The organism is Sphingobacterium sp. UME9 (assembly GCF_014170215.1).
Lineage (GTDB): Bacteria > Bacteroidota > Bacteroidia > Sphingobacteriales > Sphingobacteriaceae > Sphingobacterium > Sphingobacterium paramultivorum.
On sequence record NZ_LZZP01000001.1, the window covers coordinates 182,733 to 202,769 of the forward strand.

Sequence of the window (20,037 nt, forward strand, 5' to 3'; positions counted from 1 at the left end):
AATTAATATCTTGTTTTATTAAGTCAATTGAATCAATAGCCAATAAGTAAATGGGGGCCTATTTGGCTTGAAAGTGAAGTGTAGTATCGTCTCCTGGCTTTCGCTAGTATGGTCTCTAACTTGTTATGATTGACAAACCAATGATGAATAAATAAACCGGGTCGATAGACTCAAGATCAAATTTTACAATGAAAAGAAATACACTATTTAAATCTGTTGTGATGGCAGCGATCGTTAGCAATGCTGTATTATCGTATGCCCAGACAGATAAAAGTAATGAGAAAGGTTGGACAAACCTTTTTGATGGAAAAACGCTGAATGGCTGGAAATCCGTCGGAGGAAAAGCTCCCTATTCTATTGAAGGTGATGCTATTGTCGGCAGAATGACAAAAGGTACGCCCAATTCTTTTTTGATCACTGAAAAAGAATATGGTGATTTCATATTGGAACTGGATGTTAAACTTGAAGGTAACGAAACAAACTCAGGTATTCAGACACGGAGCCATCTTGATCCAAAGGCTAACGATGGGCGCGGACGTGTATATGGAAGGCAAGTAGAAATAGACCCCTCTGCCCGTGCATGGACGGGTGGGATATATGATGAGGCGCGTCGTGGATGGATTTATCCACTCGATTTAAATGAAAATGCAAAAAAAGCCTATAAAGCAGAGGAATTCAATCATATCCGAATAGAAGCAGTCGGCGACGAACTGCGTACTTGGATCAATGATATTCCTGTAGCTTATGTCGTTGACACGATCGATAGAACAGGTTTTATCGGATTACAGGTACATGGTATTCCACCGCAATTGGATGGAAAGAAAGTTTATTTTAAGAATATTAAAATAAAAACAACTGACCTCAAATCAAAAGGTTTTCCAAAAGACCTTTATATCGTTAATCTGAAGCCCAACGATTTGGCAGATGCCGAAAAGAAAAAAGGAGTTAAGCTCTTATTTGACGGTAAGACCAATAAGGGCTGGCGGAGTATACATGGCGATAAATTTCCGGAACGTGGCTGGCAAGTTAAGGATGGACAAATGACTGTTCTGAAATCCGACGGTGGAGAGTCAACCAATGGTGGTGATATCGTCACAAAAGATAAATACGCTGTGTTTGACCTTTCATTTGAATTTAAGCTTAGTCCGGGAGCAAATAGTGGTGTTAAGTATTTTGTGACTTTAAAAGAAAAATCAAAAGGATCAGCTATTGGTTTGGAATATCAAGTGCTGGATGATGCTTTACACCCTGATGCGAAGTTGGGACGAGATGGAAATCGTACATTGGCATCGCTTTACGATCTCATCACATCCAATCGTGACGAGCGTGCACGCAGACCCATCGGTGAGTGGAATAGAGGTAGAGTTGTGGTCACAGCAGATAACAAAGTGGAACATTATTTAAATGGAATTAAGATGCTGTCTTATGAGCGGGGCTCCAAAGCGTTTAAAGATTTGGTTCAGATCAGCAAATATAAAGATTGGGAAAATTTTGGTGAAGCGAAGGAAGGTTTTATTCTTCTCCAAGACCATGGCGATCGGGTTTCATTTCGCAGCATAAAAATCAATACACCCAATTAAGCTTATCTCTTATGAATCATTATTTATCGCGCAGAAGCTTTGTTAAACAGTCTGTTATCGCTGCAGGAGCGGTTATGCTGTCCAATAGTGTATTGGGAAATGTCAATTTGGCCAAACCAAATGAGCGTGTCAACTTAGCTTGTGTAGGCTTAGGAAATAGGGCCGCAGAAATCATTAAAGAGCTGTATAAAACAGGACTCTGTAATATTGTCGCGCTATGTGATGTAGATCTTGGAGCGAAACATACACAGGAAATTTTGGGCTTGTTTCCCGATGCACCTAAGTTTAAGGATTTTAGAGTGATGTTTGACAAAATGGGAAATCAGATCGATGCTGTAAGTGTCGGAACTCCCGATTTCTCGCACTTTGCCATAACAATGCTTGCACTGGACTTGGGTAAACATGTTTACGTGGAAAAACCCATGGCGAGAACATTCCTTGAAGTTGAACTGATGGCAAATAAAGCCCGGAAAAACCCTAAACTTGCTACCCAAATGGGAAATCAGGGGCACTCCGAGGCCAATTACTTTCAATTTAAAGCCTGGAAAGATGCCGGTATTATTAAGGATGTGACGCGCATCGATGCGCACATGAATATGCCGCGTAGATGGCATGGCTGGGATGTGAATATGAAGGGTTTTCCTGCCGCTGAAATGGTGCCCGAAACATTAGATTGGGATCTTTGGCAAATGCAGACCATAGGCCATAATTATAATAAGGATTTTGTGAATGGTCAATGGCGCTGTTGGTATGATTTTGGAATGGGCGCATTGGGTGATTGGGGTGCACATATATTGGATACAGCGCATGAATTTTTAGATTTGGGGCTGCCTACAGAAGTGTCCGCTGTGAAGCTCGATGGGTATAATTCCTATTTTTTCCCCATGTCTTCGACCTTGAAATTTCATTTCCCAAAAAGGAAAAAGATGCCAGCACTAGATATCAATTGGTATGATGGACTGGATAATTTGCCACCTATACCGGAAGGCTACGGTGTATCCGGACTGGATCCTAATATTCCTGCACCAAGTACAGGGAAATTGGAACCCGCCAAATTAAATCCTGGGAAAATTATCTATAGCAAGGATTTGATATTTAAAGGTGGCTCTCATGCTAGTACCTTGCAGATTATTCCAACAGCGAAAGCTAAGGAAATGGAGTCTCGGTTACCGGAAGTGCCAAAATCACCGTCAAATCACTTTGCTAATTTCTTAAAAGGTTGTAAAGGCGAAGAAAAGACGCGCTCGGCTTTTGAAATTGCAGGTCCTCTGAGCCAAGTATTTTGTTTGGGTGTAATTGCACAACGCTTAAACAGCAAGTTGATCTTGAATACACAGACAAAAGAAGTGACTAATGATAAGTTTGCCAATGCACTCTTAGCTGGACCTCCACCTGCGAGAGGCTGGGAGCAGTATTATAAGATGTAATGGACCAGTAACTGGGCATAGAAAGTAAAGGGCAATGTGAACATTGCCCTTTTTTTTGAAATGAAAAGTCTTTCCTGAAATGTACGATTTGCTTGCTCTTTATATAAAAGAGCTGGAAAGTCGAAAAAAGCTGATAATCCCAAGCAAATTGAGACAAATCAGCGCTATTTTGATCAATCCTAGTAGAAAGTAATTCTCCTCCCTTAGGTATATTTGTGATGCAGCAATTCAATTTTTAAACCTTAACGTCATGTATAAAGTATCCCTGCTCTTTATAGGCATTGTAGCATTTATCCTTAATGCCAATGGTCAAAATTTATCAACCCAATCTTTTCAGGCAACCCATCGGTATCTTAAAATTCCAATTAAAAATGGTGCTCCCAAACGTCATGTGGAGGTATGGCTGGGAAACGATAAAGTAAGGTGGTTTGATGTCGAACTGGCGGATAGTACCTATGATTGGATAGCCAATCTTGATATAGGGAAGTGGAAGGGACAGCAGCTTAAGGTGGTGGCAAATACATCAGACAAAGAAATTCCTTTGTTTAATCCTATTGCACAGAGTGATACCGATGATAACGATAAGGTCTATGCTGAAGATCGAAGGGGACAATTTCATTTTTCGGCCAAGAGAGGTTGGTTGAACGATCCGAATGGTCTGGTCTTTTTTAATGGACAATATCACCTGTTTTTTCAACATAATCCCTACGGAACCAATTGGGGCAATATGCATTGGGGGCATGCCGTGTCCTCCGATCTGTTGCATTGGACGGAATTGGGAGAGGCTTTATATCCAGACGAATCTGGCGTCATGTTTAGCGGTGGGGCTGTCGTGGATAGTAACAATACCGCTGGTTTTGGAAAAAATGGTGTAACAAGCCCTATGATCCTGTTTTATACCGCTGCGGAGAAATCATGGGGACAGGGATTGGCATACAGCTTGGATGGTCAGAAATTTGAGAAAATGCCAAACCATATTTTGGATAAAATAACAACAGGAAACCGAGATCCAAAAGTAATTTGGCATGCCCCCTCAAAGCAATGGGTTCTTGTACTTTATGTTGAAGAGGAACAGGAACAACACACGATGCAGATTTTTACCTCAAAGGATTTAAAAATATGGACATTTGCGAGCAAAATAAAAGGCGGGCGGGGTAATGACCGTTATTTATTTGAGTGTCCCGAATTCTTTGAATTGGCGGTAGACGGTAACCCGAACAATAAAAAATGGGTTTTGACGGGGGCTAATAGCCAATATGCGATCGGAGAGTTTGATGGAAAATCTTTTCATCCTGAGATCGAGCGCCTGTTTAGTCAATATGGTCGTGATTATTATGCCGCGCAAACTTTTAGCAATGAACCGAAGAAGCGACGCATTGAAATCGGCTGGTGGCGCACACAGACAAATCAAGGGAACTCCGCTTTTAATCAATCCATGAGTGTACCGATGGAACTCAAATTGAAAAGTACGGAAAAGGGTATTCGCCTTTTTCGGGTGCCGGTGACAGAATTGCAAAAATTAAGAAAAGAAAAACTCAGCATCAGCCGAAAGAAAATTAGTTCGAACGATTCAAGTTTGTTTCAGCAGTTCAACACTGAAATTGCTGAATTGGATTTGGTCATCGATCCACAGCATGCCAAAAATATTCAGATCAATGTGAGGGGCTTGGCAATTAATTATAACGTTTCGACCGAAGAGCTCCTTATTGACAATGTAAGGGCCCAGGTACCGCTGCGAAATAAAAAACTCGCATTGAAGTTGCTTGTAGATCGGACAGGACTCGAGCTTTTTGCGCAAAATGGAGAATTTTACATGCCCATAAATTATAATTTTGATCGGAATAATTTAACTTATCAGCTCGTAGCTTTTAATGGTGAAGCCGTATTGGAATCTGCTGACCTCTATGCGCTTGACGGTATATGGATTAAATAACACTTTTATGATATAGCAATAATGGAGAGACTGTTTTTGTCAATTCGTTAGGATGATAAAAATAGTGCTGGAAGACTATATTTTTTTGTTCATTTATAAAAAAAAAGGTTTTCAAACGGGGAGAATGAAAACCTTAAATAACCAATTATAAACCTAAATTATGATGATACAAAGGTAAGTGTATTTCCTACACTATGCAAATTTATTTTAAAAAATAATTTAATCTTCGTTAAACAAGCTATTGGAAGTACCTATTTTTATAGGAGTAAACTGTATTTTTTATCGAAAACGGACTGTTCGCTGTATTCTTTTTGCACGCTTTGGCTTGGACTTTAAAAAGCATCAGTTGTAGACAATTAGCTATTTTAGAAACATGGAAAATTTAGAAGTATGGATGCGTGGACCTATTGAAGGGGTTCCTGCTCTTCTCCAACCTGTTGCTCATGCACTCTTGCAGGTTGAAGAAGATGTTTTAAAGTATACTGCACAACTATCTTCAGCACAACTTTGGACAAAACCGGGGGGTAATGCCAGTATAGGTTTTCACCTTCAGCATATTCGTGGGGTAATCGATCGCATGTTTACTTATGCCGAAAACAAATCCTTGTCGGATGAGCAATTTGACGACCTCCATAAGGAAGGTATAGAAAATAGCGATGTGAGCGTAACAGCGCTTGTAGAAAACTTACACCGACATATTCAGCAATCTGTGCAAAAACTAGCGTTAATTGATCCGGAAACCTTGACGGAAGTGCGTTTTTTGGGTAGAAAACGGATCCCTACGACCTTGATTGGTTTGTTGTTCCACGCTGCCGAGCATGCACAGCGCCATGTTGGCCAATTACTGGTAACGGCACGATGTATCAATTAAAAACAAACTATATTTTTGTCCGCTAGAGGCTATTATTTTTGAACTTGTTGTAACTTTTCTCCCCATTTCCCAAGTTCTTGAATAATTGGTTTGACTTCATAACCCAGCGCAGTTAGCTCATAGAGTACGCGTGCCGGTACCTCTGCATATACAGTACGTTTTATAATGTTATCCTCTTCCAGCTTTCGCAATTGTAGGGTGAGCATACGTTCAGTGATACCTGGTAAACATCTTTTGATTTCAGAATAACGTAGCGCGCCATTGATGAGATAACAACAAATGGCTAGCGCCCATTGACCGCCAATCACATTAGCGGCAAAGACTTCGGGGCAATTATGCTCAAGTTGCTTTTTATTTGAAAAGTTAGTGGAACTCGTCTTGATTTTAGTCATACGCACATTTTTTATAGTACCTAACATTAGGTTACAGATAGGCCAAAATAGGAATTATGTCGCTATTTTTAAATCACAGTCATGTCGTTTATTAAAATTGCCGCAATGAATTGGCTAGACCTGGTGACTTGTACATAGATACATAAATAAAAATATGAAAACATTAATAGTCGTTATTCACCCTAATTTTGGGACCTCTCTCGTAAGTAAAATTTGGGTCAGGGCCTTGGAAAACCACCCCGATTTGTATGAGATCCATCAGTTGCACCAAGTCTATGCTGACGGTAAAATTGATGTCGTGGCAGAACAGCAGATGATGGAGAAATATGATAAAATTGTATTTCAATTCCCCTTTTATTGGTTTAACTGCCCGCCTTTTTTTAAGCAGTGGTTGGATGAGGTGCTTACCTACGGGTGGGCTTACGGTAAAAAAAGCGGCTACAAACTGGAAGGAAAGAAAATCGCATTAGCGATTTCGGCAGGGATAGACGAGCAGGAGTATGGGGTTACGGGTAAGTATAAATATAGCATGGAGCAATTAACAAGTCCTTTTGAAATTACTTTTGACTATGTTAAAGCGAATTATCAAAAGCCTTTCGTCTTTTACGGAATAGAAAAAGAGTCATCCAAAGAATGGATAGCGCAAAGTGTTTCGCAGTATCTGAGTTTTCTGGAGCAGTTATAGTCAGTGAATTCATATGTCAACAAGGCTGCTCTCATGACTTCTTTTCCTGTTGGAGCGCAATACTGTGTTCATATTGATTCCTTGCCGAATTGTTAAGCTAAATATAAACAAATTATAGGATGTGCAATATTTTACACCTGAATTGGGTTGGCATTGGTCGTGATGTCGTAACCAAACCGCTATGGGGCACTGAGTGATTAAATTGTAAATTCGTATACTTGTAGAATTCCGGGAGGAATTCGCAATTTTTATAATCCCGCATAAAAATAAACAGCGTATAATATGCAGATACTTTTAGTAGAGGACGATCGCCGGATTAGCAGCTTTGTGGTGAAAGGTCTGGAAGAAATGGGGCACCAGGTCATTTTAGTTGAATCTGCGGAAGCTGCACGTGAATGGATCAATGCAGATTCTTTGGATATTATTGTACTTGATATCATGCTGCCCGGAATTGATGGTATCCAGTTTACGAAGATGGTCAGGTATCGAAAAAATCATATTCCGATATTGATTTTGAGTGCCTTAGGGGAGATTGAAGATAAGGTCGAGGCCTTGGAAAGTGGTGCCGATGACTATCTCGTCAAGCCCTTTTCCTTTAAGGAATTGGTGAGCCGTATCAAAGCCCTGGTACGTCGGGACAATTATAAAAACGTGCCAAAGGACAGTAGCGTAGAAATTCGTGATTTAAAAGTGGATCTTGAACGTTATGAAGTTCATAAGAATGGTAAAAATGTCGATCTCTCTCCCAAAGAATTTAAACTATTTAAGTATCTGATCGAAAATCGGAATAAAACGCTTTCACGGACTGCAATCTTGCAGGCCGTTTGGGGAATCGATTTTGATAACAGCACCAATGTCGTCGATGTGTACGTTTCTTATCTAAGAGGCAAGGTTGATGAGGGGAGCGATACCTCCATTATCAAAACGGTGAAAGGAGTCGGTTATATGCTTACAACGGACTGACAATGAATTTAAAAATTCGGCTTACACTCTTTTCTACGCTGGTATTCACCATTATTTTTGGGCTTGCAACGCTAGTCATCTACTGGATATTTTATAATTCCTCGGAACGACATCTGATCAGTTCCCTCGAAAAAAATGCAAAAATAGCTGGTATTTATTACCTCGAGGCAGATGAGCAGAGTCCTCTAAAGCACCTGGAGTCCAAAAATCAATATGAAAGTTTGGTCAAGCGTGCGATGGTAGCTGTATATAATGCAGAGGGAAAAGTAAGTTATGGCGGTATGCGCTTTGATAGTCAAATTAATAAGGATTTGCTGAGCCAGCTGAAAACAGACAAAACGATTTATTTTAAAACAGAAGATAGCTTTTATTTTGGTTTGTATTATCCAGATAATCAGGGTGACTTCTTTGTGTTTGTCAAAGAGTCGAGCGCAGATTTTGATCATCAGTTGAATCGTTTGCTCATTACGCTTGTCTTTGTTTTTCTCGTTGCATTGATCAGTATTGCCTTGCTGTCCGTTTGGCTGAGTAAATATGCTTATCTCCCCATTCGTAAAGTGATCCAAGAAATTCAACATAAGGATTTAAGCACGATTCAGGAGCCTCTAACGACTATAAAAACGAAGGACGAATTACAAGATCTTATTGAAAGTTATAATGCGCTCCTACGTCGGATCAGTGAAAACATGATTATTAGAAAGAACTTTGTCAGTTATGTTTCACACGAGTTTCGAACGCCTTTGGCGGGAATTCTGGGCTCAATGGAGGTCTTCGGTACAAAGGTCAGAAGTGAAGAAGAATATCATGAATTGGCCGAAACCATTACTGAGCATGTGAATTTTCTGAATCAGCTTATTGGTAATTTTCTATTGCTGACCGAAGATCAGGCCCTGAAGCGTTCACTGGAAACCTTTCGCATAGACGAGATCGTATGGGATCTTGTTCCTAAGTTTTCGAGATCATTTGCCGTGCCCTTGAAAGTCGATATACAGGTCGATGAACCGCGATACTTTAATTTTCGGGGCAATAAGATGCTCGTCAGTCTGTCTATTTCCAATTTAATCGAAAATGCACTTAAATATGCAAATGGGCAGGAAGTTCTTGTCCGAATGACAGGTGTAAATGGCAGGCTGTCTTTGCAAATCATAGACCATGGTATTGGTATCCCACAAGCCGAACTGGAGTCTGTGAAACAGACTTTTTATCGAGGATCAAATGTTGGTAAAGTTAAGGGCAGCGGCATCGGTCTCTCTTTTGCGCAGATTGTATTTAAGGATCAAGGGGTAGACTTTGATATTCGTTCAAATGATCTAGGTACAACGGTATCCCTATTATTCCCTCAATTCTAATCATTTTCTAATCCCTTCTAATCAAACTTTAATTTAACCTAAAGTTGCCTGTAATCCCTGTCATTTAGTTTTGTGTAAATTCAAAATTAAGTGAGAAAACTACGTATTACATTATTTTTACTTCTTGGCCTGAATAGCAAGCTATTTTCGCAGGAGGCGGTTGAAAACCGTTTGCGAAAGGCGGAGATCGAGCAGGTATTCCTTGCCCATAACCTGACCTTAATGGCGCAGCGTTTTCATATGCAGCAAGCCGAAGCTGCCGTGCTTCAGGCAAAGTTGTGGCCCAATCCAACGATTTCCATCTCTGAAGTCAATCTTTGGAAAAACCCTTCCAGCGAATCCTTTCCGGCGCTGATCGGAAATTACGGTAAGTACCAGCAGGTAGCGGTCGAACTGGAACAGACCATCGAAATGGCTGGCAAACGAAAAAAAAGGGTGCAATTGCAGCTTCTCGAAAAAGAAAATGCCCAGCTCCAATTTGAGGAATTGCTGCGGAACCTAAAATATGATCTCCGGAGCCAATGTCTCGAATTGCAGATCCTGCAGGAAAAGGAGAAGTTATATAATAGTCAGGTGGATATCTTTCAGACGTTGGCAAAATCATACCAAAATCAGTGGAAAGAAGGCAATGTAAGTGAGATGGACTATCTCAGGATTCAAAGCGAGTCTATCGCATTCGGTAATAAACTGAATGAAATCCAACAGGAAAAAATCACAAAAATGAATGAAGTTGCGCGCTATCTCGGAGAGAAAGGGACAGCACTCACTATATCAGATACGATCGGCATGCCGCATTTTCTCCAGGGAAAAAAACAAGAATGGAAAACGATGGCCCTCGACAATCGCAGCGACTATAAAATCATCCATAACGAATTGAAAAAAAGCGATGCTCAGCTGAAAATAGAAAAGGCCGAACGTATACCAGATTTGCAGGTCTCCATGAATTACGACCGTGGCGGAAATATCATGCGCGATTTTATAGGGCTGGGGGTTGCTATGGATCTTCCTCTATTTAACCGGAACCAGGGGAATATCAAAATCGCTAAACTGGAGCTTGAGAAAAATAAAGTGGAAATCGAGCAATTTCGTATCGACATAGAACGGGAGATCGACTTCCTTTCGGAGCGGCTCAGCAACCTTGAAACGAGTTTGAAGACAACGGATATCGGCTTTGATGGTAAATTGGACGTAGCGCTAGAACGCTATGTGCGCAATTTCCAACAACGGAGACTGACCATCGTTGAATTTATAGATTTTATCAATAATTATATGGAAAACAAAGAATCAATATTGGAACGCAGGGCGAAATATCTTCAGTATAAGGAGGAACTGATGTACTTGATCGGAAAGGATATTGTCTCATGAAAAGTAATTTTTTAATGCCATTGACACTGCTATCCATTTGTTTAGTGTGGAGCTGTCAGCCGGCGAAAAATGATGAGCAGCCTATTCCTGCTGCTAAAGGCTTTTGTCTTAGCGCCGACTTTAAAAACCAAATTAAAATTGATTCGATACAGAAGCGAACGGTATTTGAACAGATCGCTTTAAATGGGGTTATCCAATACGATCAGGATGAACTTGCTGCGCTAAAGAGCCCTATACCTGGTATCGTGCAGTCTGTTTCGGTCAAGATGGGCGATTATGTAGAAAAAGGACAGATTCTGGTATCGCTTAAAGGGACCTCGGTCAATGACTTAGGAAAGGAGCTGCGGGAACTGGAAAATAGCAAGCGGCTGACGGAGAGTAAATTGCTTAGCCTGCGTAGCCTGCTGAAAGATGGTATGGCTTCCCAGCGGGAGCTGGAAGAGATGGAAAGTGAATTGAAAGCCGTGCAGATTGGAATCCGCCATGTGAAAGCGAACATGAGTTTGCTGAATGGTTCCTCGGAAAATGGTGTGTTTTACATCCGTGCACCCAAAGCTGGCTATATCGTAGATAAAAAGGTGAGTCCTGGTATGACTGTTGGCGATGACGCCGATTTGCTGTCGGTCAGTAAACTGAATGAGGTGTGGGTTTCGGTCAATATCTATGCAAATAATTTACCTTTTGTCAAAAACGGGGCTCCTGTCAAGATCACTACACTGGCTTATAAAGGTGAAACTTTTGACGGTTATATTGATCAGGTAGCCAACTTCTTTGATCCGGAAGAACGTGTGGTCAAAGCGCGCGTAAAGTTGTTGAACAAAGACCTGAGATTGAAGCCGGGCATGAGCGTGGACGTGCTGGTCGAAAAGGCTGTTTCGGGACAGGGAGAGCGTATGCTGGCAATTCCGAAAGATGCCATTATCCTCCATAACAATCAGAATTTCGTTGTACGCTACAAAAATGACTGCGACCTGTCGGTTAAAGCTATTGATATTGTCGCTGAGAATGAAACATACGCTTTTGTCAAATCTGGTGTAGCCGAGGGAGATCAGGTGCTGACGGAGAATGAGCTGATCGTATTTGATGAACTGATAAATAGATAGGATGAAGAAAGTTGTACAAAATATTGTTTCATTCTCATTGAAACATTCCTTGGTCGTCCTGTTTTTTACGCTGGCATTATTGTTCGGCGGAATATATGCCTACCTCCATACACCGATCGAGGCTTTCCCCGACGTGACCAACACACGGGTCAGGATTATCACACAGTGGCCCGGGCGCAGTGCTGAAGAAATAGAAAAGTTCGTTACACTGCCTGTTACCAAAGAAATGAATACCATTCCAAAGAAAACGGATGTTCGTTCCATCTCCTTGTTTGGGTTATCTGTTGTAACGATTCAATTTGAGGATGGGGTAGCGGATTTTTATGCCCAACAGTATGCGGGTAATAAGATGCGTTCCATTGATTTACCAGAGGGGGCCGAGAGTTCCATCGAACCACCATCTGGTGCTACCGGAGAAATTTTTCGCTATGTAGTGAAAAGTAATCTTCCGATCAAGGAAGTCTCCGCCATTCAGGATTGGGTGATTGAAAGGGAGCTTGTCGGTGTGCCCGGTGTGGCGGATGTCGTCAGCTTTGGGGGGGAGGAAAAGATCTATGAAATAAAGATCAATCCAACAGAGTTGGCCAATTATAACCTGTCGCCACTGGATGTTTATGAAGCCGTATCGCGTTCGAATATAAATGTCGGCGGCGATGTGATCCAAAAAGGAAATCAGGCTTATGTTGTGCGTGGGGTAGGACTATTGGATAAGATCGATGATATCGGTAATATTTTGATCAAGGTGGTCGGCAATACACCGATTTTAGTCAAGCATGTAGCCGAAATCGAACTGGGGGCAAAGCCACGACTCGGACAGGTGGGGCTCAACCAGGAAGATGATCTTGTCCAGGGAATCGTCATTATGCTCAGGGGAGAAAATCCTTCGGCTGTGGTCACCAAGCTAAAAGCAAAAATTGAAGAGCTGAACCAACGTATTTTACCTGCAAATGTCAAGATTGAACCCGTTATTGATCGCACAAAACTGGTGAATAATACCGTGCATACGGTTTCCAAAAACCTGATAGAAGGAGTTCTTCTGGTTTCGATTATTGTCTTTATCTTTTTGAACAACTGGAAGACAACCTTTATCGTTGCATCGGTGATCCCATTGGCCTTCCTATTTGCGATTATTTGTTTGAAAATACAAGGGCTCCCTGCAAATTTGATTTCCATGGGGGCATTGGACTTTGGATTGTTGCTCGAAGGAACGCTGGTCATCGTGGAGACTGTTTTTGTCTCCTTGGAAAAAGAGGCCCATCGGCTCGGGACGGAACGCTTTAATAAAATCTCCAAACTAGGGATCATTAAGAAAAGTGCCGGCTCTGTAGCAGGCTATATCTTTTTTGCCCTACTAATCTTGATTGTCGCATTGACGCCGATTTTCTCTTTTCAAAAGGTGGAAGGAAAGATGTTCTCACCGTTGGCTTTTACGCTCGGTTATGCCTTGTTGGGTTCCTTGATCTTGAGTTTGACCTATGTGCCCGCCATGTGTAAATACTTATTGAAAAAGAATATCAAAGAAGATGAGAATAAGATCACCAAGGTCAGCCGCAATGCCATTTTTAAAGGTTTTAGGAAAGCTTTCGACCATCCAAAATGGACATTGTCGATTTTTATTGCTGCTTTGCTCGTCTGTATTTTTCGGTTTAGCCATTATGGTTCAGAGTTTCTTCCGAAACTGAATGAAGGTGCAATTTATGTCCGCGCAACCTTACCCAATAGTGTCAACCTAGAAGAATCTGTGAAGCTGACCAAAACCATGAAAGCAAAATTGATGAAGCAGTTTGACGAGATAGATTTTATCATGACGCAAACCGGCCGCCCCAATGATGGTACAGATCCAACCGGTTTTTTCAATATTGAATTCAATATTGAATTGAAACCCGAAGGCGAGTGGAAAAGAAAGCTGTCAAAAGAGAAATTGATTGGTCAGATGCGGGATAGTCTTCAGACTTTTCCGGGAATAAATTTTGGTTTTAGCCAGCCTATCCAAGATAATGTAGAGGAGTATGTAGCCGGAGTAAAAAGTCCGCTGGTCATCAAAATTTTTGGTGAGAATTTACAAGATTTAGAAAATAAAGCCAATAAGTTTGCCGAATCACTTAAAAAGGTGAACGGTATTACGGACATCAATGTTTTCAAAAATATCGGTTTGCCTGAACTAAGGATTCAGCTGCATGATTCGAAAATGGCCAAATATGGTGTTTCGACCAAGGATGTGCAATCTGTGATCGAAATGACTATTGGCGGGCAATCTGTGACACATTTCTATGAAAACGAGCGCATCTTTGATGTACGTCTCCGCTTCCAAAAATCGTATCGTGACAATCCTGAGAAGATCGGAAATATCATCATTCCGACGATGAATGATCAGAAAGTACCGCTTCGGGAGATCGCAACAATAGATTACCATACCGGTCCGGCATTTATTTACAGAGAGGGCAATTCCCGTTATATCGGTGTTGGCTTCAACATTGAAGGACGGGATTTGGGAAGTACAATTACAGATGCAAAAAAACAAATAGAAAAAGATGTTAAATTGCCCAAATCTTATAAGGTCGTGTGGGCCGGAGAATTCGAAAGCAAAGAACGGGCTACAAAACAGCTGATGAATGTTGTGCCAATTTCTCTTATTTTGATTTTACTCTTGTTGTATGCCAATTTTGGCAACGTCAAAGATACGTTGATCTCTTCGCTGACACTGGCATTTGCTTTTATAGGCGGTTTTGTATCGCTGTGGGTTACTGGGACGACATTTGGAATTTCGGCGGGTATCGGATTTATTATTCTCTTTGGTGTAGCCACGATTGACGGCATTGTTTTAATAGGGATAATGAAAGAAAATCTGTTGAATAAAATGAGCTTGAAACCCGCTATTTATGAAGCTGTAAAAAGCCGGATCAGACCCATCCTAATGATTGCGTTAATGGGGGCAATGGGGTTATTGCCGGCTGCACTTTCAAACGGAATGGGATCTGAAATCCAAAAACCCTTGGCTATTATGATTGTCGGCGGATTGATTATTTGTATGATTCTATCGTTTTCCGTACTGCCAATTGTTTTTTACTTCTCTTATAAAAAGGAGAACCGCGATTAGTTACCCATTTTTAATTATTATATACAATACAAAGGTTGCCTGTCAGACAGTGCAACCTTTGTTATTTCTAATCTGCAGCTATACATTCCACAATAGCTGTCAAAATTTTACGCCGATAAACATGTATATATCTTTTACATACTATTTTTTGTAAATCTTGTTATAAATGTTGAACTTACATTTAAGTTGTTGAAATCAAATTTCAAATTACAAAGCACTAATCTGAAGTTTTGCTGAAATAAGTTATAAATCTGTATTTAAAATTAGAAAGCCATTCTTCCGCTTTTTCATGAGTTGTATTTACTAGAAAAGGTCAATATTAGGTCAGTGTTGATTAATTCATAAGAAGATTGACCTCGCTATTCCAAATAGATTTGTGATAAAGAAATATTAAAATAATACGCTATGGCACAATTTAAATGGGAAGGAATTTATCCTGCAATGTTATCACCATTTGATGAAAATGGAAATTTGGATTTTGATATGTTTGGTAAAAACATTGAAGCACAATTGGATGGAGGTGTTCACGGTTTGATTATCGCTGGATCATTGGGTGAAGCAAGTGTTTTGAGTACGGAAGAAAAGTATGATTTATTGACATATGCGTTGAAGGTTGTTGCTGGGCGTGTACCGGTGTTGTTGAATATTGCAGAAAATACAACTGCTGCAGCGATCAAAGTAGCTCAGACCAGTGAAGAATTAGGCGCAGATGGTTTGATGTTATTGCCACCGATGCGCTATAGAGCTGATGATAGAGAAGCTGTCGCTTATTTTCGTGCTGTTGCACAAAGCACCAAATTGCCAATCTTAATCTATAACAACCCTGTTGACTATAGTACTTATGTATCGCTTGATATGTTTGAGGAACTCTTATTGGAACCAAATATTCAGGCAGTGAAAGAGTCTACACGAGATTTAACAAATATCACGCGTTTGAAAAATCGTTTTGGTGATCGATTAAAGATTATGGCTGGCGTAGATACGTTGGGGCTTGAGTCTTTGATGTTAGGGGCTGATGGTTTAGTTGCTGGACTGGTCGACGCATTTCCAAGAGAAACTGTGGCCATGTACGATCTTGTAAAGGCTGGCGAGTACAGCAAGGCTGTAGAAATATACCGTTGGTTTATGCCTTTATTGGAATTGGATATTCATCCTAAATTGGTCCAATATATTAAATTGGCGGCGACAGCAGAAGGAATTTCAACACCTTATACACGGGCTCCCAGATTGCCATTGATCGGCGAGGAAGAACAACGTGTTAAAAAAATTATTGCAGATTCAATCGCAACTAGACCACAATTATAGGAATGCTTCTGAACTTTCTGGACGAAGGTTCAGAAAATTTCCTTTTTAGAATCGGGTAAAAATAGGCGAAAAGGACCTTCTTATTATATTTAAAGCCGCAAGGAATAAAGATATCAGGAAGGTTTTTATTGATTTTTGAAGATAGATACTTACAATAAAAACAAAAGGAATGGATAGAAACGAAAATGAGATTGATTACGTCGTAAAACAGGCAGAGGCTGGATTTCAGTTTCTTCAAAAAACTGATATCATTGAACGAACGGAATTGATGTACGCCATTGCCGCTGAAATTGAGGCATTGGGAGACATCCTGATTGAAACGGCCCATCTGGAAACGGCCCTTCCTTTGGGTAGACTGCAAGGTGAAAAAGCGAGAACGGTCAATCAATGGCGTCGATATGCCGATGCTGTGCGAACTGGTTTATACAGTGAAGCACGGATAGATCGTGACCCAAATGGTCAATTTGATTTACGGAAGTATAATAAAGGGCTTGGTCCTGTTGTGGTTTTTGGCGCAAGCAACTTTCCTTTTGCTTTTTCAACGGCAGGTGGGGATACAGCCAGTGCCATTGGTGCCGGCTGTTCGGTTATCGTAAAAGCACATCCCGCTCATCTTAAAACTTCGCAATTAATGGCAGACGCTATTGATCGGGCGATTTCAAAACAAGGAGCCCCAAGTGGCGTTTTTAATCATGTGCTGTCGGATTCATTTGCTGCTGGACAAGAATTGGTCCGCCACAGATTCGTAAAAGCAGTTGCATTTACAGGTTCTTTCCGTGGTGGGAAAGCTTTATTTGACCTGGGCCAGTCAAGACCTGATCCTATTCCTGTATTTGCCGAAATGGGGAGCGTAAATCCGGTTTTTCTTTTACCGGACTACTTAGGGAACAATCTGGAACCTTTTGCTAAGCAGTATATTGTCTCACTGCTTTTAGGTGTTGGCCAATTTTGTACCAATCCAGGTGTTTTAGTAAGTGTCCGCGGCGAACAACTAGATCGATTTAAAGCGGAGTTGAAGAAGGAACTTCAAGCCGCCGCTACCGGCAAAATGCTGCACGCAGGAATATTGGATAGCTACAACCGTTTAAAAGGGGAAATGGTTCAATACGATGGTGTCAGTATATTGGAAGAAGGTCAGGATAATACAGCGCAAGATTTTGCTCAGGCCCTGCTTGCTGAGGCGGAAGCAAGCCAAGTTTTGGCTAATCCTAAGTTATTGGAAGAGGTTTTTGGACCTTTTGGGCTAATTATATCCTGTGCGGACCTCAATGAAATGAAAAATGTAATGGAGCAGCTCGAAGGACAGATAACCATCACTTTTGCGGCATCGGCGCAGGACATCCACGAATGCCAGGCACTCTTTTCAATTGCACAGGACAAATGCGGAAGGCTTTTGTTTCAGGGTATGCCAACTGGGGTTGAAGTACAGTTTGCTATGCATCATGGCGGACCCTATCCGGCAACCACAGATGCGCGTTTTACTTCTGTAGGGCCCGATGCGGTAAAGCGCTTTCTTCGCCCCATTAGTTTTCAAAATTGGCCAAATGAATTTTTGCCTAAAGAACTACAAGACGGAAACCCATTGCTGATTGACCGCTTGGTCAATCAGCAATGGACTAAAGCATAATAGAAACAAATGACCATATAAACAAGTGATCAGAAATGAAGAAGACTTTTTTTTGCATTGATTCGCATACCTGTGGTTGTCCCGTGCGATTGGTGGCAGGAGGAGCCCCATTATTACAGGGGAATTCCATGATGGAGCGCAGGTTGCATTTTATACGTGAGTACGATTGGATCCGTATGGGATTGATGTTTGAACCAAGAGGGCACGACATGATGAGCGGCAGTATGCTTTATCCGCCCTTTGATCCGCAAAATGATATTGGTGTCCTTTACATTGAAACCAGTGGCTGTCTGCCGATGTGTGGACATGGAACGATCGGTACGGTGACGATTGCCATTGAGGAGGGGCTCGTTCAACCTAAAGTTCCCGGAAAATTAAGGCTGGAAACTCCGGCTGGACTTGTACATATCGATTATGTTCAAGAGGGACCTAAGGTGAAAAGTGTAAAGCTTACGAACGTCAAGTCCTTTTTATATGCTGAAGCCTTAACGGTCGATTGCCCGGATCTAGGTAACATCAGCGTCGATGTTGCTTACGGTGGAAACTTCTACGGCATTATTGATCCGCAGACTAATTTTCAAGATATCAGTTCCTATTCAGCCAGCCAGCTCATTCATTATGGAAAAATAATCCGTCAGCTGCTGAACGAAAAATATTCTTTTGTTCATCCCGAAGATGCTAATATACATGGATTGACTCACATTCAATGGACAGGGGATCCTAAACTCCCCAACTCCTCGGGACGCAATGCGGTACTGGTTGGCGAAAATGCATTGGACCGTTCACCATGCGGTACAGGTACATCAGCCCGTATGGCGCAATGGTATGCTAAAGGGAAACTCAAGAAAGGGATGGAGTTTATACATGAAAGTTATATCGGTTCACAATTTACTGGTAAAATTGAGGCTGAAACAACCGTGGATGGCAAGCCGGCCATTGTCCCATCCATCGAAGGCTGGGCAAGGATAACAGGCTATAATACCATTTTTTTGGATGATGAGGATCCTTATTTTGGCGGTTTTCAGGTGATTTAATAGTTCAGGTGATTTAAAAAATTAATAAGACAAGAGCAACGTGAAAGAAAATAATAGAGGTACGGTTGTCGTCGTTGGTGCAGGAATTGCAGGACTTGCTTCCGCCTATTACCTTGTAAGAGACGGATGGGATGTGAAAATCCTCGAAAAAAATACCTTGGACAATAACTGTTCTTATGGCAATGCCGGCATGATTGTCCCCAGTCATTTTACGCCCTTGGCTGCCCCCGGTATTGTAGCGCAGGGGATAAAGTGGATGTTCAATAGTAAAAGCCCTTTTTATGTACGGCCTTCGCTAAATCCACGAATGATCAATTGGGGATTGAAGTTTTTAAAACATGCTAATCGCTCACACGTAGAACAGCATGCGACTGCAATACGTGATTTGAATCTCTACAGCAGCAGATTATATGATGAATTGGCGCAGGAGGAGGGGGTTGATTTTGAACTGAAGCAGAACGGGATCCTGATGATGTATAAATCCAAGGAAATGCAGCATGAAGAAATTGAATTGGCTCATCGTGCCCAGGATCTTGGACTTGATGTCGATATTCTGGAGGGGAATGCCGTTCAAGAACTGGAACCTAATCTGAAGCTGGATGTTTTAGGTGCTATACTTTATCGCTGTGACGGAAAATTATATCCACCAAAGTTAATGCGGCAATTGATTCAATATTTGAAAGCCGCAGGCGTAGCTTTTTTCGAAGAAACTGAAGTCAATAAATTTATAACAGCCGGAAATAAGGTGAAAGAGGCGATCAGCAGCAAAGGAAGTTTTCAGGCGGATGCTTTTGTTTTGACTGGTGGCGCTTATTTGCCGCAGCTGACATCAAAGTTGCACGTAAATACACCGCTTATGCCAGGAAAAGGGTATTCTTTTATGTATCAGCCTGAAGAGAATACATTGAATCATGCGGCATTATTACTGGAGGCTCGTGTTGCTGTAACCCCCATGAATGGCCAGATCCGATTCAGCGGTACGATGGAATTGGGACCAGCAAATGACAAAATTTATGAAAACCGTGTCCGCGGAATTGTAGAATCCATTCCAAAATATTATCCGGAATTGAAGGTCGATTACCCAAGCGAAAAAATATGGTATGGTTACAGACCCTGCTCGCCTGACGGATTGCCCTATCTGGGAAGATTGAAAAAATTTGATAATGTCCTAGTTGCCGGCGGGGGTGGTATGATGGGCTTGAGCTTGGGCCCTGCCTATGGGAAAGTTGTTGCAGATTTATTGGCAGGACAGAAAATAGAGTCTGAAATCGCTGGTTTTAGGCCTGATCGTTTCGACTGATAAAAT

The 20,037-nt window shown here is 41.4% G+C and carries 15 protein-coding genes; 14 read left to right on the forward strand and 1 reads right to left on the reverse strand.

Annotated elements, in window-relative coordinates; genetic code table 11:
* Positions 1–188: 188 nt before the first annotated feature.
* From A9970_RS00790 to A9970_RS00805, 4 genes are all read left to right on the forward strand, one after another.
* Positions 189–1,580: a DUF1080 domain-containing protein gene (locus tag A9970_RS00790; protein WP_182980973.1), complete on the forward strand. Its 1,392-nt coding sequence runs from the start codon at positions 189–191 to the stop codon at positions 1,578–1,580.
* An 11-nt stretch (positions 1,581–1,591) separates the two neighbouring features.
* Complete coding sequence (locus A9970_RS00795) at positions 1,592–3,007, forward strand: Gfo/Idh/MocA family protein (RefSeq protein ID WP_182980974.1); 1,416 nt, start codon at positions 1,592–1,594, stop codon at positions 3,005–3,007.
* Between the two features lie 250 nt (positions 3,008–3,257).
* Positions 3,258–4,940, forward strand: coding sequence for a glycoside hydrolase family 32 protein (locus tag A9970_RS00800; protein WP_182980975.1), 1,683 nt, complete (start codon positions 3,258–3,260; stop codon positions 4,938–4,940).
* Between the two features lie 373 nt (positions 4,941–5,313).
* Complete coding sequence (locus A9970_RS00805; protein WP_182980976.1) at positions 5,314–5,811, forward strand: DinB family protein; 498 nt, start codon at positions 5,314–5,316, stop codon at positions 5,809–5,811.
* A gap of 32 nt (positions 5,812–5,843) precedes the next feature.
* Here the strand turns inward: A9970_RS00805 and A9970_RS00810 are convergent, their stop codons facing one another.
* Positions 5,844–6,203 carry a helix-turn-helix domain-containing protein gene (locus tag A9970_RS00810; protein WP_120334954.1) on the reverse strand — a complete coding sequence of 120 codons (360 nt, stop codon included), beginning with the start codon at positions 6,201–6,203 and terminating at the stop codon, positions 5,844–5,846.
* 154 nt (positions 6,204–6,357) lie between these two features.
* On the opposite strand from A9970_RS00810, the gene A9970_RS00815 reads away from it, so the two are divergent.
* The 10 genes from A9970_RS00815 to A9970_RS00860 all read left to right on the forward strand — a co-directional run bounded on the left by A9970_RS00815 (position 6,358) and on the right by A9970_RS00860 (position 20,031).
* On the forward strand, positions 6,358–6,888 hold the full coding sequence (locus tag A9970_RS00815; RefSeq protein ID WP_182980977.1) for an NAD(P)H-dependent oxidoreductase: 531 nt from the start codon (positions 6,358–6,360) through the stop codon (positions 6,886–6,888).
* 282 nt (positions 6,889–7,170) lie between these two features.
* Positions 7,171–7,851, forward strand: a complete 681-nt coding sequence (locus tag A9970_RS00820; protein ID WP_088160929.1) for a response regulator transcription factor — start codon at positions 7,171–7,173, stop codon at positions 7,849–7,851.
* A gap of 2 nt (positions 7,852–7,853) precedes the next feature.
* Positions 7,854–9,200: a HAMP domain-containing sensor histidine kinase gene (locus A9970_RS00825; protein ID WP_182980978.1), complete on the forward strand. Its 1,347-nt coding sequence runs from the start codon at positions 7,854–7,856 to the stop codon at positions 9,198–9,200.
* A 90-nt stretch (positions 9,201–9,290) separates the two neighbouring features.
* Positions 9,291–10,565, forward strand: coding sequence for a TolC family protein (locus A9970_RS00830; RefSeq protein WP_182980979.1), 1,275 nt, complete (start codon positions 9,291–9,293; stop codon positions 10,563–10,565).
* The gene (locus tag A9970_RS00835; protein WP_182980980.1) at positions 10,562–11,668 is read left to right on the forward strand and encodes an efflux RND transporter periplasmic adaptor subunit; all 1,107 of its coding nucleotides are present in this window, start codon (positions 10,562–10,564) and stop codon (positions 11,666–11,668) included. The genes A9970_RS00830 and A9970_RS00835 overlap by 4 nt, the downstream gene beginning before the upstream one ends.
* A 1-nt stretch (position 11,669) precedes the next feature.
* Positions 11,670–14,765: an efflux RND transporter permease subunit gene (locus tag A9970_RS00840; RefSeq protein ID WP_182980981.1), complete on the forward strand. Its 3,096-nt coding sequence runs from the start codon at positions 11,670–11,672 to the stop codon at positions 14,763–14,765.
* Between the two features lie 405 nt (positions 14,766–15,170).
* Positions 15,171–16,070 (forward strand): dihydrodipicolinate synthase family protein, encoded by a 900-nt coding sequence (locus tag A9970_RS00845; protein ID WP_075991855.1) that lies wholly within the window; start codon positions 15,171–15,173, stop codon positions 16,068–16,070.
* Between the two features lie 169 nt (positions 16,071–16,239).
* Positions 16,240–17,697 carry an aldehyde dehydrogenase (NADP(+)) gene (locus A9970_RS00850; RefSeq protein WP_182980982.1) on the forward strand — a complete coding sequence of 486 codons (1,458 nt, stop codon included), beginning with the start codon at positions 16,240–16,242 and terminating at the stop codon, positions 17,695–17,697.
* 35 nt (positions 17,698–17,732) lie between these two features.
* Positions 17,733–18,731 carry a 4-hydroxyproline epimerase gene (locus tag A9970_RS00855; RefSeq protein ID WP_182980983.1) on the forward strand — a complete coding sequence of 333 codons (999 nt, stop codon included), beginning with the start codon at positions 17,733–17,735 and terminating at the stop codon, positions 18,729–18,731.
* A gap of 40 nt (positions 18,732–18,771) precedes the next feature.
* A complete protein-coding gene (locus A9970_RS00860) occupies positions 18,772–20,031 on the forward strand; it encodes an FAD-dependent oxidoreductase (RefSeq protein ID WP_182980984.1) in 1,260 nt (419 codons plus the stop codon).
* The last annotated feature ends 6 nt before the right edge of the window (positions 20,032–20,037 follow it).